Genomic DNA, 15083 nt, shown 5'->3' with positions numbered 1-15083 from the left:
TGCATCCTGGAATTTTTGCCAACCTCAGCGCCGAATTTTCCCTCGACAGAGGGTTGAAACCATTGCCCATGAAACACCGAGCGTGTTACCGAGCGGAGTCGAGGTAAGCCGAGGTGTTGCCTATTGCCTATTGCCTCTCCCTACCACAAGAGTTATTCAGCAGACCCTAGTTATTCAGTAACCCTTACTTACATCAGAGAGTATTGAATCGGCGGTTGGATAGACCAATCAGCAAACATTGATTTATCCTGAAACTGGTTAACCGGAGACTGGGGAAGATAGGTTTGTAATGCTTGGAACATTTTATCTTTGTTAATCGGCTTGGTGATAAAATCTGACGCGCCGACAATTTTTGCCCGTGTCCGGTCAATAATCCCATCCTTACCCGTTACAATAATCACCGGGGTGGATTTGAAAAAGGGAACCCGACGAATTTGGGAGCAGATTTCATACCCATTCGCAATCGGCATGACTAAATCTAAGAAAATCAGATCAGGTTTGTGTTCTATCAATAGCGATAATGCTTTTTCCTGATCCTCAATATTGATAAACGGATAACCGGCTTGAGTGAGAATATGATTCATCAGCACTAAATCAAATGAGCTATCCTCGATACAGGCAATTAAGGGACTTTTCGATTTCGATTTTACTGGAGTGGCAGGAGTTTCGGCTGATGAAAATTCTCGCTGCGTTGGTAATGCAGCGCTGAAACTCACATCCTCAACCTGATTCAGTTCCACTAACCCTTGACGAATATAGGGCATGATAGGCTGAGTCAGAAGTACAAGATTCCGATTCAAATGAACAGCTAAGTCCCGTAATGTTTGATTGCCATCCATCGCCGCAATCAGGTTATCTGATGGGAATTGAGAGGTTTCTTCTTGCAACCCTTTAAACATCTGATTCATACCTCCCAAACCACTGAGGTTATCATAGAGCATCTGGGAAAACTGTTGTTGCAATTTCTCAGGGTTTAATGCCTGAGGCGCTAAATTAGGAGAAATGTCGGTTAAATTGGCGCTTTGCCAGCTTCGCCACAGTTTTAACGCTTGCCTCCACATTTCATCAACATCAATGGTGACTAAAGCTGAATCCATCTGGTCTTGAGCAATTTGACTATAACTGAGTTGCCAGTTTGAGGAAGAAGATAGCTGTTCTAGGTGTTGAATCAGATCAAAGAAGATTTCCAGAATATAGCTTTCGACAACTTCTGTCATTTGCTCTGACCGAAGCTTTCCCTGTATTACTAATTCCGCTAAGGCATCGTAATTGTCACTAGGAAACGGCTGGGAATGGTTGGCAGTCCTATCCTTCATCAGTTGGGGACAGTAGCGATAAAGCTGGCGCAACCAACTGCGACGGGGATGTATGCCACTTCCACCACAGATTAAACCTTGGGAAAAATATAAATTCCAGTGTTGGCGTTGAGAAGCTTCAATATCTAAGCAACCTGTGAATTTCTCACTCGCGCAGGAGAAAAGTTGGGTCGCTAGATTTTCAGTATTGGCGATTGGACAAGGGGTGAAGGGAAATGCGCCAGTGCTAAGAAATTCAGTCCAGTTTTGTGAATATCCAATTGCTCGCTCGAATTGATTGGTCATAATTTTAGCTTGAACTCCTGGGAATACAGCATGAAAGTGATTAGGGATGATGAAAGCAACTAGCCAAGTTGAGAACGGAGGAACAGACTGCACTGAGTCGTGCTAATACCATCAGACTGGGATAATCAACTGGGACAATTCCATACAGTCTTGTTTGGAGAGCGGCATAAACAACTGGGTTCATTGGGTTGGCATTTAAATTCAGCGCTTGCCGTTAATATTACAGAATTTGGTAAATTACCCAGATTAGATGAGTTTTCGCTGTCACCGATGGACGCGAGCCAGCCCCTCACTTAGGCGTTGTGGAGATGCACTGCTGTGATAGTTCAGATTGTGTTGTATCTGGAGTAATTATACGTAGACGTTTTGAGAAAGTTGCTTACACTCACTATCGCCAGTCTTAATAATTGATTTTTAACAAATGAGGCTGGAAAGTTTACCCAGCAAGGATTGCTATTTCACAACTCATTCAGACTTACTCTGTCTTTATGGTAGAGGATTTCACTAGCCATTCAGTAAAGTGAGCATAAATTTTTTGTAAAGGTTTGTTCACTTTTTCTGGTTTAAGTCATTACGTCTTCTTATTGTCGGCTTATCGTGCTGCTAATTACCTCAGCATAATGACGTAAGTTTACTACGTATAGCTCTATTGCAGGAAGGCAAGCTATTAATCTTTTAACTATAGGCATTTCAGCGCTTAGTCAGCCCAAATTTTAGGGGAATATCCCTAAGCCATTTGGCTTAGGTATGGGGATATTTATTCCCCAATTCATCCGTAATTTCCCTGACATGATTAATCTTTCTTCCTAGATATTAAGTATTTTTGATTATCAGGTTCTGGCTAAATATATAGCATTTGTATAGCTAAACTATATAAAATTAAAGAGAATAAAAAAAATATATCCCACGCTAAAAAACGTGGGACTTTACCAGACGCAAGAGACATGATACTCGCGAAGCACCAAGTTCATGGTTCAAAGTTCATGGTTCAAAGTTAATGAACCATGAACCAAGGCACTATAGTCGTCACCGCTTTTGGTGATCCTCTATTTGCTGTACAATTCGCCAATAAACTCATCGAGGACTTTATGGGCGGCTTTGTAGGCAACTGCATTCCTACCGAGATTCAAGTTGCCAAGGATGCGATCGCGAATTGCCTCCAAGTTGGATAATGGTGGAACCTGTTGCCTGAGAGTGTCATCTTCCACCCTCAGGCGGCGAATTCCCCCAACGCTGCCCTCAACTGATCTAACTCTTCTCGAATGGGTTGAATATGGGCAGCGATTCTTTCATCGATCTCAATCAGATTAGCTTGGGTAATCGGGATACCTAATGACGATTTGATGGCATTGGTAATAAACTCCGTCTGCGTGCAGCCTTCCGACGCACATTTTTCGCGTAGCGCTTGGAGCAATTCGTTGTCTATGCGAAGATTGATCTGGGTTCGTTGACTCATAGCTTCCTCAAATTTGAAAAACTTTTAAGGTAGCATAGAACTATCCGATAGACAACTGACACCAGTACAAAATATCTTTAACTACGAAATAATCGCGTATATTGGATTTCGTGAGCCATGCTAGAGAGGGCTAACCCCCACGAGCAACTGTGCAACTGTTCATCGTCTAGTGTCAAAACCTCTTGGCTAGCAAGGGATAGCTGAGGGGCAAGTTCCAGCAGCAGTTGTTGTCCGGCGGTTTGACCCAAAGGAATCAATTTCACACCTGTATTAATCAGATTGGATGCCCAACTGTGTAAATAGCCCAATAAAGCATCCATGAGGTTAATTTGCCAGTACGCGGCTACAGTACCAAAGGCGATCGCATAATTGCAGGGAGTTCCCACTCTCCCCGCCACAGACTGAAGTTCCGGTTCTAACTCCACGAGTAAGCGGATCAGGGAATTCCCCATTTGCCAACTTTGCGATCGCAACTCCGAGGTTTCCTTCGCCGCACTCGCCCAAGCATTCCAATACGACAACGCCTCTAAATCGTCAGCCTGAAGACTCTGATAGGCTCGTACCATAATCGCAGCTTCTAAGCGAATCGCCCCATAGCTCAATTCTTGGTCAATCCACGCTTTCAATTGTTGTGGGTTATTAATTATCCCCTTTTCTACAAGTATTTCTAATCCTTCTGAATAGCTGTAAGCACCGACAGGTAAGCCAGGACTCGCTAGTTGCAACAAACGTAAAAGGTAACTTTGGTCATTTGTCATTTGTCATTTGTCATTTGTTTACTCCCCCTGCTCCCCCTGCTCCCCCTGCTCCCCCTGCTCCCCCTACATAAGAAATGGGGTTTGGAGACCAAACCCCTACTGTTCCCATCTCCCTCAGGGCGTCGGATTCGGATACTGGGCGTGAACGGCATTAATTTCTGCCAAGATATCCTGATCCAATGTCACCTCAGCCGCACTCAGATTTTCCTTAAGTTGTTCTATTGTTGTTGCACCGATAATCGTACTGGTGACAAACCAACGCGATCGCACAAATGCCAAGGCTAACTGGGCGGGTGTCAGGTTATGCTTATGGGCAATGTCCACATACTCCTTCACCGCTTCAGTGAGATTGAATTTCTCATACCGCCCCCCAAATCCTTGAAATAGGGCTAGCCGTGACTTTTCTGGGATACCGTTGAGATATTTACCCGTCAGCAAGCCAAAAGCTAAGGGACTATAGGCGAGTAACCCAACCTGATTAAATCGACAGGCTTCCGCCAGGTGAATATCAAAGATGCGATTAACCAAGCTGTAGGCATTTTGAATCGACACCACTTTGGGTAATCCTAGCTGCTTGGCAACATGGGAAAACTCACACACGCCCCAAGGGGTTTCATTACTCAACCCCAAATAGCGAATTTTTCCGGCTTTGATGAAATCAGCGAATACCTGTAGTTGTTCCGCAATGGGTACGGTGTCCCGTTCATGCTTGGGATCATAATCAGGTGCGCCAAACAAGGGAACATAGCGATCGGGCCAATGGATTTGATAGAGGTCAATATAATCAGTACGCAGGCGCTTAAGACTATCTTCGAGTGCCTGCTCGATATTGGGGCGGTCAATTCGGTGGTTTTCTCCCCGAATCCAACTCATCCGAGACGTGGGACCCGCAATTTTAGTCGCCACAATGAGCTGATCGCGCTGTTGCTTAACTAACCACTCACCTATATACTCTTCTGTCTTCCCCTGAGTTTCCGCCCGTCCCGGTACAGGATACATTTCTGCGGTGTCAATAAAGTTAACCCCTTGGGAAATCGCGTAGTCCAGTTGCTCTCTCGCATCGTCTATCGTGTTCTGCTGACCATAGGTCATGGTTCCCAAGCAGATTTCTGAAACCCGTAGGTCGCTTTCCCCCAGTTGTTTGTACTCCATACCTGATTATTAAATAATTGTCATCCTGTCTATATTAATACAAAATATTAAGATACTATTCAACTCAAGGAATTATTAATTTTTTTTGAGTCGAGGTTAAATCTTAATTATCATCGAGTAATATTTTACTATTATCAGATCATATAAAAATACTCAAAGGTTAGCCCTATGCCCCTTATTACAGCCCTTCGCTCTTTTTTAAAACATCCCCAAGCCATTCCTAAAAACATTTTTCTGCGCCTACCGAAGACGAGTTCTCATGAACCCCATATTTTCGTGTTTGGTGCGCCTCGCAGTGGCACAACCCTGATGAAATTAATTTTAGGCGCTCATCCTAATTTGAGTAGTTTTGGGTATGAAACGGGCTTGTTTATGTACCGGGATATTTATGGGTTTACTTATGAAGGATTTACCACTAAAGATATAGCATATTTAATTGGGCAGTCCCAAGATATTGTGCAATTTTACGATAAATTCACTCAACAGATCACTCAACAAACAGGAGGTCAGCGTTTTATTGAAAAAACTCCCCAGCATGTTTTGAGGTTGAAGTTTTTATTAAAGCACTTTCCCAACGCCAAATTTATCAATATGTTCCGCGATGGTCGAGACGGCTATTGTTCCGCACGCCATCACCAAAATGTTCCCCAAGGAAAGAGTATTGTCCGCTATGCGTCCTACTGGAAAAAATGTGTAAACGCGAGACTCAGACAGGGAGATAATGAAAATATTTTGGATGTTAAGTATGAAGACTTAACGACTAAACCGGAACAGGTAGTTAGGCAAATCATGGATTTTATTGGGGAAGAGTATGATTCCAGACAAATCAATCCTCAATACTATTCCCAGAACACGATCACTCAAGATACTCGCCAAGAGTTCCGCAAATTATCCAAATCCATTGATCAGTCGAGTCAAGGGCGGTGGAAAAAAGAGTTAACTGAATCGGAGATAAAGCAGTTTCATGAAATCGCAGGTCGGGAATTGCAAATACTCGGCTATATGGAGGATAGATTCAAGGTTGACAAAGCTCATGTATTGAACAGTCACTGATTTATAGCATTTGTAAATGAGTTGTAAACCTACTTGGGTTTTGCCAGAGATTGAGGTAACTTGGGTAAGACGCGATCGCAAAAAACTATAGGGATGTGAATTCGAGTCACTGAATCGAAAATAAAGACTAGAAACGACTGATTTTTCGTTACACTGAAGTCATAACCTGATTTAAGCAACACCCGACACAACTCACCTGCCAATGACCACTGCGGAAGCTGTTTACCAACTCGTCAAAGCTTTGCCCGAAGACCAAGCCAATATGGTGTTGGCTTTTGCTGAGTTTTTGCGCCTAAAAGTTCAGTCGCGCCCATCCCATACATCACTATTGCTTTCTAACTACTTGGGCATTTTGAGAGACTCCCCCAATTTCAACGAAGATCCCGTCGAAATTCAGGAGGTACTACGCCGTGAGTGGGAGTAAATTTTTACTTGACACCAACCCATGACTCCAGCAATTGAAAATACCACCATTACTATCCGTCGCCAGTATACTCTGAAATTACCAGATGCTATCATCGCAGCCATGGCTCTGGAGGAAAATCTAGATTTAGACTAATGCTCGAACCTCAAAGATTGCGGTAACTTAGGTAACACGCGATCGCAAAAAAACAATGTCCCAGAGGCGACACATAAAGGAATGGTAAAAAGATTCACTAATGGCACCGTAATCAACACCATACAGACTAAACTAAACCCCGCACTGGCAGGTAAACTTTTAAACACAATTCCTAACTTATAGCGAAATCGTAAACGGCGACGTTCTAAGGGCGCGTCGAGAAAGTCCAGACAAGTTACTGTGGCGGTGAGGATAATCCCACCGATGGCGGCGGCTAAAGTGCCAATTCCGGGTAGAATATTCAGCATTAATAAGAAAATGCCCACGCTGATTCCTAGGACTAACTTCTTCAACTCAAATACAATCGCCCGCCAAATATCCTGAATAAATCCCACCTCTACCGTGTGAATTTGACCCGTGCGAATTTCTTCTAACTGTTCCGAGAGTTGACCATACCACGGCGCACCCAGTAAAACGCCAAACTGAACGAGCAAAAATCCGGTAATCAGCAGTAAGCCAATCACCAAGACGACATCCAGCAGCCAATTGATCCCCGTCGCTAAGACATCCAGGAAACTCAGCCAAGGGGGAAGACTCGCGATCGCATTATTCAACCATTGCGATAAACTAAGCGTAATCCGGTCAACCTGTTGCCAACCCAACAGCAGTAATCCGGCATACAAAGCAATCCCGATGCACAGATTCACCAGAATCGGAGTAATCATATATCCCCACAGACGGGGTGTGCGTCGGAAAACTGCCAACACGCGCAACGGGTAAGTGGCTCCCGTCACGAATCCAAATCCACTCAGTAGTCTTAACATTGTTGCTTGCTGAATTCCTCCCTCTCGACATTTAGAATGAAACCCAAATTTAAAACAACTCAGGCGTGGGAACAAGCGGGACTCTTAATGCAACCCGCATTAATCCGTATCGTTGATCATATTCGCCAACAGCTTGAGAAAACCACCTGGAAAGCCACGTATAAGGATGTACAGACACCAATACCGGGTCATGAGGTATGTTTAGAAAAACCCGATCATTCTGTCTGTATTAACTTGTGGGAGTTATGCTTTCAAGTTTGTTTTCGCGAGTACGCCCCAGTTCATGCGGAAATAGAAAGCCAAGAGGTTGACATTGATACCAGCCTAATTGATGAAGACGGTGAAGTAGATTGGCATTCTCTGGATACTAAGGCACAAAAGGTAATTGAGCAAGTGTTTGCTGAGTTTGCATCGGTGTAATAACTTGCCGATGTCTAACGTTTGACGATAGAATACATTACGCTACCGTTGGAAACGCCACACGAACGCTAACAAACCCAACCTAAACTCCTCAAAAAAAATCACCAGTAAGTAGGGTGGGTTAGGCGGTTATACTATCTCAATTGTTACCCTTTAATTTAATATCCGCCGTAACCCACCAACAACCAAGCTTGAGTAAATATTAACCAGGTATTAAGTAGTCAGACAAAAGAAAACGGCACTGTATTAAGTTTTGTAAATAGCCCTCAAAGCCTTACCGTTCCCAGTTCCCAGTTCCCAGTTCCCTAATCTCAACCGTTAACTTTAATTGTGTCCACCTACTTAGGTTCATTTCAATGTTAGGCAACAGCTAGAAGGGGTTCATAGACAAGGAGCATCAACCTTTCACCGGGGACGGTTTCCATAGCATAGGTTTTGCCGTGAGCATCAGCAAAATCAACAAGATAGGCTCGACCCTCAAAATCCATCAGAATAGTGCCGACTTGCCCAGGTATTAGTCGGATTGGCTGTTGAGTTTCTTTATGAAGTGCCTGAATTTCTTCGGTTAATGCCACAACATCATATTCTTTAAAATTCATGGTTGTATCCTCACTGATCTACAGGATATAGCAATCCTAAATAGGTTAGCTTTGTCTTTACCCTTCGGATGCTGCATATTCAGTGAATACCGCTCCAGTTTATCTCCCAGTTTGGCTCTGTATCCATTGGGTAACTTCATGTTCTGAAACACTCAAATTTAACGATTGGGATATTAGTCCAGTCGAACGCACCTCGTCCCAAGGTTGACTTGATGCGATGTAGTCCATTGTGTAAGAGTTGACCGTCTGCCCATATAGTTTAATGTTGGATGATTTGAGAGAGGAGAATTTACCTTATCTGTTCATTCTGCCTTATCTTTTGTCCTTTTGTCTTCCTCATCCGCCCTCTTTCTCAAACAGGTAGTGGCGTGATCCAACTAAAATAGGACTTTGTTTGTAGTGAGAACTTTAGTTCTCTAACGCCTATCTGGAGAGGGCTGAAGCCCTCACTACGAACCAATGCTAATCGACCAAATAAGGTGTGCCACGCTAGTAGGGTGGGTTAGGCGGTTATGCCATTTCAATGGTTACCCTTTAATTTGATGTCCGCCGTAACCCACCAATAACGAGTTAGGATGAGAATAAAAATTCACCAAGTCAATTTGCATCGTGATTTTATAACCCCAGAAAGAAATCATACAGGAATCGTTCTCGCCTCACAGCAACAATGCTCGATTGGACAGCAGTTGCGAGGCTTGCTGAAATTGGCTACCGAATAATTCATCCGAAGAGATGATTAATCAACTGATATTTCTGAGTGCTTACATTGAAAGGGTTTGACAATGGAATTCCCGTTCACGAGCTTTTAGTCCTTAGAGGCAAGGTAGAGTATGGATGGGGTCTAACGTGCGATCGCGCCCCGTCATCCCCTCACCTCAGGTTGTGTGTAGTCATACATTGCGCCTACACTAATATTTATCTACACCCAGATTGCCAAGACAGTTATGAACAGTGCCTTCCTAACTCGCCTTCATAGTCCCCAACGCCCGGTTCTCGTCTTCGATGGCGCGATGGGAACCAACCTGCAAATCCAAAACCTCACCGCTGAAGACTTTGGTGGGGCGAAGTATGAAGGATGTAATGAGTATCTGGTTCATACCAAACCGGAAGCCGTGGCGACGGTACATCGTCGTTTCCTGGAAGCCGGGGCGGATGTGATTGAGACGGATACGTTTGGGGGGGCGTCGATTGTTCTGGCAGAATATGATTTAGCTGATCAAGCCTATTCCCTGAATAAAGCCGCCGCAGAACTCGCTAAAAAGGTTGCAGCGGAATTCTCCACACCCGAAAAACCCCGATTTGTCGCGGGTTCCATTGGACCCACCACGAAACTCCCCACATTGGGACATATTGATTTTGACACGATGCAAGCCGCCTTTGTCGAACAAGCCGAAGGACTCTATGATGGCGGTGTCGATTTAATGATTATTGAAACCTGTCAGGATGTGCTGCAAATTAAAGCCGCACTGAATGGGGTGGAGGAGGTGTTTCGTAAGAAAGGGGAACGCCGCCCGATTATGGTATCGGTAACGGTGGAAGTTCAGGGAACCATGCTGGTGGGAACCGAAATTGGCGCAGCCCTGGCAATTTTGGAACGCTATCCCATCGATATTCTCGGTCTCAACTGCGCCACGGGACCCGATCGCATGAAGGATCATATCAAGTATTTGTCCCAGCATTCGCCCTTTGTGGTGTCTTGTATCCCCAATGCGGGATTACCGGAAAATGTGGGCGGGAAAGCCCATTATAAATTAACGCCAATGGAACTCAGAATGGCGTTAATGCATTTTATCGAAGACTTGGGTGTCCAGGTGATTGGCGGTTGTTGTGGAACCCGCCCGGAACATATTCAACAATTAGCTGAAATTGCCCAAACCCTGACGCCAAAAGAACGTCACCCAGAGTACGAACCCGCCGCTGCTTCGATTTATTCCACCCAACCTTATGAGCAGGATAACTCGTTCCTAATTGTCGGTGAACGCTTAAATGCCAGTGGGTCGAAAAAATGCCGTACTTTATTGAATGAAGAAGACTGGGATGGATTAGTTGCCTTAGCCAGGGCGCAGGTACGCGAAGGTGCCCATGTCCTCGATGTGAATGTGGACTATGTGGGACGAGATGGGGAACAGGATATGCATGAATTGGTTTCCCGTTTAGTCACCAATGTTACCTTACCCCTAGTGCTGGACTCCACGGAATGGCAAAAGATGGAGGCGGGGTTAAAAGTCGCCGGGGGGAAATGTATCCTCAATTCCACCAACTATGAGGATGGGGAAGAACGGTTTCTGAAAGTCTTAGACTTAGCCAAAATGTATGGCGCGGGTGTAATTGTCGGGACAATTGACGAAGAGGGGATGGCGCGAACCGCTGACCGAAAATTCGCGATCGCACAACGGGCGTATCACCAAGCTATAGACTATGGAATTCCCGCCCATGAAATCTTTTTTGACCCCCTGGCGTTACCGATTTCGACGGGGATTGAAGAAGACAGAAGCAATGGGAAAGCGACAATTGAATCCATTCGCCGGATGCGGGAAGAATTACCCGGATGTCATATTATTCTCGGTGTTTCTAATATCTCCTTCGGACTCAATCCCGCCGCGAGGGTAGTATTAAACTCCATGTTCCTCCACGAAGCCATGGCGGTGGGGTTAGATGCAGCGATTGTTAGCGCCAGTAAGATTTTACCTGTAGCCAAAATTGAACCCGAACATCAAGAGATTTGCCGGAAACTGATTTATGATCAACGGGAGTTTGATGGCGATATCTGCACCTATGATCCGTTAGGGGAGATTACTCAGCTATTTGAAGGCAAAACCACCAAGCGCGATCGCACGGTGGATGAAAATCTGCCAATTGAGGAACGCCTCAAGCGTCACATCATCGATGGGGAACGGATTGGCTTAGATGATAGTCTGGCAAAAGCCTTAGAAACCTATCAACCTTTGGACATTATCAATACTTTCCTCTTAGATGGAATGAAAGTTGTCGGGGAACTTTTTGGTTCTGGACAAATGCAACTTCCCTTTGTCTTACAATCCGCCGAAACCATGAAAGCGGCGGTGGCGTATTTAGAACCGTATATGGAAAAAGAAGACGGGGATAATAACGCCAAGGGAATCATGGTAATTGCCACAGTAAAAGGCGATGTTCACGACATTGGTAAAAACCTGGTGGATATCATCCTCACCAATAATGGCTATAAGGTGATTAATCTGGGAATCAAGCAGCCCGTAGACAACATCATTGATGCGTACAAAGAACATAATGCCGATTGTATTGCCATGAGTGGGCTGCTGGTGAAATCCACAGCATTTATGAAAGATAACCTGGAAACCTTTAATGAACAGGGAATCACCGTTCCCGTCATTTTAGGCGGTGCAGCATTAACGCCGAAGTTCGTCTATCAGGATTGTCAGTCGGCTTATAACGGGAAAGTCGTGTATGGCAAAGATGCGTTTTCCGACTTACACTTCATGGATAAACTCATGCCCGCTAAAGCGGGTGAAAAGTGGGATGATTTAAAAGGCTTCTTAGATGAAGTGGATGACAGTCCCAATGGCAGCAATCAGCCCTCAGAAAACGGTAAATCTGATCAGAAGAAAGAGAAGCCGCAGTCATCGGCAAAACAAGCAGTTCCAGAGGTAGAAGATACCCGCCGTTCTGAACATATCACCTTAGACCTTAATCGCCCAACTCCACCCTTCTGGGGAACTCGGATTCTGCAACCCGAAGATATTCCCATCGATGAGGCATTTTGGTATCTAGATTTGCAGGCGCTAATTGCTGGACAATGGCAATTCCGCAAACCGAAAGACCAATCCCGTGAGGAGTATAATCAGTTTCTAGAAGAGACAGTTTATCCGATTCTCGACGACTGGAAAAAGCGAGTTGTAGCGGAGAACTTGTTGCATCTGCAAATCATTTATGGTTATTTTCCTTGTCAATCGGAAGGAAACTCGCTGCATCTGTTTGATCCGGATCTGATGAATCAAGGGGGTGAGAAGAATCCAGAGAAATGGGAACCGATTGCCACATTTAAATTCCCGCGCCAAAAATCGGGACGGCGTCTGTGTATTGCGGATTTCTTTGCACCGAAAGACTCCGGAATTATCGATGTTTTCCCGATGCAGGCGGTAACCGTGGGGGAAGTTGCTACCCGATACGCCAAGCAGCTATTTGAATCAGATCAATATACCGATTATCTCTACTATCACGGTTTAGCCGTCCAAATGGCAGAAGCCCTAGCCGAATGGACACACGCCCGAATTCGTCGGGAATTAGGCTTTGGTGGAGAGGAACCGGATACCATTCGAGATGTCTTAGCGCAACGGTATCAAGGTTCGCGCTACAGCTTCGGCTATCCCGCTTGTCCGAATATCCAGGATCAGTACAAGCAACTGGAGTTGTTGGCGTGCGATCGCATCAACCTGTACATGGATGAAAGTGAACAGCTATATCCAGAACAATCCACCACCGCGATCGTTACCTATCATCCCGTCGCCAAATATTTCAGCGCTTAATTCTACCTTAATCGCACTTAATCGTAGGGTGCGTTAGCGAAGCGTAACGCACCAACACATCGTTTTTAAGGTTTTCTGTGGGACAGTATAATGATTAGAAAGCTTAACTGCCGTAGAAATCACGACTTCATTGTAGAGTTGACGCAGCAAATCAAGCTGACCAATAGTAGAAAGATAAAAAATAGGCGAGGTATTACTGACAACAATCATCGGGAATCACTAAACTCATTGGTTCACTCTCCTCGCCTCTATATCAGTATGGGTGTATACTTAACATCAATGGTACGCTCAATAAGCCTTTGACCACTACATTCTCTCATGGTTACGCTTTACTCATTGGTGTGGGTGAATCCGCTTACCCGAAATGGTCACTTCCGGTGACGGTAAAGGATATGCACGCCATTCAGTCAATTCTCACTGATCCAAATCTTTGTGGTTATCTGAATGATGAACAGCATATCCGTTTATTGTATGATGCTGGGGCAACCCGTCAGGCGATAGTTGATGGATTAACCTGGCTGAAAGCACAAGCGGCGGCGGATACTGAGGCGACGATTATTATCTATTATTCTGGTCACGGCTGGCTAGATCAGTCTACGGGTAAATACTATTTGATTCAACATGATATTGAAGCCGTGGATATCCCCGACTCGGCAGTTTCGGCTCAAGCCTTTACCGAGGCAATACGCCAGATTTGTGCGAAACGATTGCTGGTAATTATTGATAGTTGTCATGCTCAAGGGATGGCAACAGCAAAGGATAAAATTGTCCCGATTAAACTACCCACAGATTTTGCACAAACGGCGTTACCGAAACAGTTTATTGAGGAACTGAAACAGGGTGAAGGACGGGTGGTTTTTACCTCCTCAAGAGGCACACAGTCGTCTTGGATTCGTGGGGATGGGGCGATGAGTGTCTACACCTATCATTTAATCGAAGCGCTGCAAGGGGCGGGGAATCAACCAGGAGATACAGTGGTGCGGGTGTCGAATTTAATGAATTATCTGGGAAAAGCGGTTCCCGAAACAGTGCAGCACGAATATCAACAAGAACAAATCCCTTTCTTTGATTTAGTCACCGAGGATTTTGCGGTGTCATTATTGCGGGGAGGGAAGGGTTTACCGGAGAATGGATGGGAAGCAGTAGAAGCAGATGTAGCTGAGACAATGGGGAGAGTTATTGCAGGTAGAGATGTGGCTATAGCCTCAGGAACTCAAACCGTTGATAGTTCAGGTTCAGGTAATGTAAATTTCGGGAATATTGCCCGTGCTGGAGAGATTAGGATAAAGAAGAAATCGTAATTCGTCATTTGTCATTCGTCATTCGTAGGGTGCGTTAGCGACAGCGTAACGCACCTTTCGACAGCGTAAGACACCTTTAACCTTTACCCTCATCATCGGTGTATCTGCTTTGTTAACGTACCCGACGAGTTCTGATAATTGGTTGGGTGCGTTACTTCGTTAACGTACTCGACGGGTTCTGATGGTTGGTTCGGTGCGTTACTTCGTTAACGCACCCTACGACTAACTATATATCCCAAATACTGTTAAACATCTCTGGAATTTCACTCATCCCCCAATTGGGCGGATAAATACCTTGATTAATAAATCGATGAATCGTTGAAAATTGCCAATCCTGCGGACTCTGGCATAATTGATGTCGCACCGGATTGTAATGGATATAATCGCAATGATTAGCAAAATCTCTATCATCCCGAATTAGATGTTCCCAAAATCGTCTTTGCCATAGATTGCGTTCTTGTCGTTTTTGTCGAGAGGAAGAAATATCGGCATAAATTTCCAATTGATTGCCGTAGCGTTTCGTAACAAAGGTTTTAATTAATCGCAGTCGAGTTGATAAATCGCCATCTCCTTCTGGTAATGTCCATAAACAATGGAAATGATTGGGTAAAAGTACAAAGGCGTTGATAGTGAAGGGATAGTTGTGACGAACATGGGTGATTGCCGTGCGGAGTGCAAGTCGTGCGATATCGCTGATTAGCCAAGGTTGACGATGATGTGTGACTTGGGTGAGAAAATAAGTACCACCAGGATGTTTAGTTCGGCGGTAGTTAGGCATAGGTATTCTGAGGTGAGTTGTTTATTTTAAAATACCACCGATGAGATCTATTTGTAGGG

15 protein-coding genes are annotated in these 15083 nt (G+C 44.7%); 7 read left to right on the top strand and 8 right to left on the bottom strand.

What is annotated here, in order from left to right:
* Positions 1-181 (top strand): hypothetical protein (locus RID53_RS33215; RefSeq protein ID WP_446392157.1); only part of this gene is annotated, 181 nt, incomplete at its 5' end.
* 7 nt (positions 182-188) lie between these two features.
* Here the strand turns inward: RID53_RS33215 and RID53_RS33210 are convergent.
* Positions 189-1601: a response regulator gene (locus RID53_RS33210; RefSeq protein WP_446392156.1), complete on the bottom strand. Its 1413-nt coding sequence runs from the start codon at positions 1599-1601 to the stop codon at positions 189-191.
* 1004 nt (positions 1602-2605) lie between these two features.
* Between RID53_RS33210 and RID53_RS33205 the strand changes: the two genes are divergently transcribed.
* A complete protein-coding gene (locus tag RID53_RS33205; protein WP_446392155.1) occupies positions 2606-2773 on the top strand; it encodes a hypothetical protein in 168 nt (55 codons plus the stop codon).
* Positions 2774-2811: 38 nt separating this feature from the next.
* Here the strand turns inward: RID53_RS33205 and RID53_RS33200 are convergent, their stop codons facing one another.
* From RID53_RS33200 to RID53_RS33190, 3 genes are all read right to left on the bottom strand, one after another.
* On the bottom strand, positions 2812-3057 hold the full coding sequence (locus tag RID53_RS33200) for a hypothetical protein (protein WP_446392154.1): 246 nt from the start codon (positions 3055-3057) through the stop codon (positions 2812-2814).
* 77 nt (positions 3058-3134) lie between these two features.
* Complete coding sequence (locus RID53_RS33195) at positions 3135-3815, bottom strand: urease accessory protein UreF (protein ID WP_446392153.1); 681 nt, start codon at positions 3813-3815, stop codon at positions 3135-3137.
* 114 nt (positions 3816-3929) lie between these two features.
* Positions 3930-4967, bottom strand: a complete 1038-nt coding sequence (locus tag RID53_RS33190) for an NADP(H)-dependent aldo-keto reductase (protein ID WP_446392152.1) — start codon at positions 4965-4967, stop codon at positions 3930-3932.
* A 168-nt stretch (positions 4968-5135) separates the two neighbouring features.
* Between RID53_RS33190 and RID53_RS33185 the strand changes: the two genes are divergently transcribed.
* Both RID53_RS33185 and RID53_RS33180 read left to right on the top strand, forming a co-directional pair.
* On the top strand, positions 5136-6020 hold the full coding sequence (locus RID53_RS33185; protein ID WP_446392151.1) for a sulfotransferase family protein: 885 nt from the start codon (positions 5136-5138) through the stop codon (positions 6018-6020).
* A gap of 202 nt (positions 6021-6222) precedes the next feature.
* On the top strand, positions 6223-6444 hold the full coding sequence (locus RID53_RS33180) for a DUF2281 domain-containing protein (RefSeq protein WP_446392150.1): 222 nt from the start codon (positions 6223-6225) through the stop codon (positions 6442-6444).
* Between the two features lie 131 nt (positions 6445-6575).
* Here the strand turns inward: RID53_RS33180 and RID53_RS33175 are convergent, their stop codons facing one another.
* Positions 6576-7403: an EI24 domain-containing protein gene (locus RID53_RS33175; RefSeq protein ID WP_446392149.1), complete on the bottom strand. Its 828-nt coding sequence runs from the start codon at positions 7401-7403 to the stop codon at positions 6576-6578.
* A gap of 36 nt (positions 7404-7439) precedes the next feature.
* Here RID53_RS33175 and RID53_RS33170 point away from each other — a divergent pair, with 36 nt between their 5' ends.
* Complete coding sequence (locus RID53_RS33170; protein ID WP_006104366.1) at positions 7440-7823, top strand: hypothetical protein; 384 nt, start codon at positions 7440-7442, stop codon at positions 7821-7823.
* 359 nt (positions 7824-8182) lie between these two features.
* On the opposite strand, the gene RID53_RS33165 is transcribed toward RID53_RS33170, so the two are convergent.
* Positions 8183-8422, bottom strand: coding sequence for a DUF4926 domain-containing protein (locus RID53_RS33165; protein WP_446392148.1), 240 nt, complete (start codon positions 8420-8422; stop codon positions 8183-8185).
* A 944-nt stretch (positions 8423-9366) separates the two neighbouring features.
* Here RID53_RS33165 and metH point away from each other — a divergent pair.
* Entirely contained in the window at positions 9367-12945 is a 3579-nt protein-coding gene (gene metH / locus RID53_RS33160; protein WP_446392147.1) for a methionine synthase, read from the top strand.
* Positions 12946-12978: 33 nt separating this feature from the next.
* Here the strand turns inward: metH and RID53_RS33155 are convergent, their stop codons facing one another.
* Positions 12979-13155, bottom strand: a complete 177-nt coding sequence (locus RID53_RS33155) for a hypothetical protein (RefSeq protein ID WP_446392146.1) — start codon at positions 13153-13155, stop codon at positions 12979-12981.
* A gap of 89 nt (positions 13156-13244) precedes the next feature.
* Here RID53_RS33155 and RID53_RS33150 point away from each other — a divergent pair, with 89 nt between their 5' ends.
* Complete coding sequence (locus RID53_RS33150) at positions 13245-14246, top strand: caspase family protein (RefSeq protein ID WP_446392145.1); 1002 nt, start codon at positions 13245-13247, stop codon at positions 14244-14246.
* 226 nt (positions 14247-14472) lie between these two features.
* On the opposite strand, the gene RID53_RS33145 is transcribed toward RID53_RS33150, so the two are convergent.
* Positions 14473-15024: an REP-associated tyrosine transposase gene (locus RID53_RS33145; protein ID WP_446392144.1), complete on the bottom strand. Its 552-nt coding sequence runs from the start codon at positions 15022-15024 to the stop codon at positions 14473-14475.
* Between the last annotated feature and the right edge of the window lie 59 nt (positions 15025-15083).

It is taken from the genome of Coleofasciculus sp. B1-GNL1-01, from assembly GCF_040220235.1.
In the GTDB taxonomy this organism is placed as follows: Bacteria; Cyanobacteriota; Cyanobacteriia; order Cyanobacteriales; family Coleofasciculaceae; genus Coleofasciculus.
This window is presented reverse-complemented; position numbering and strand designations above follow the sequence as displayed.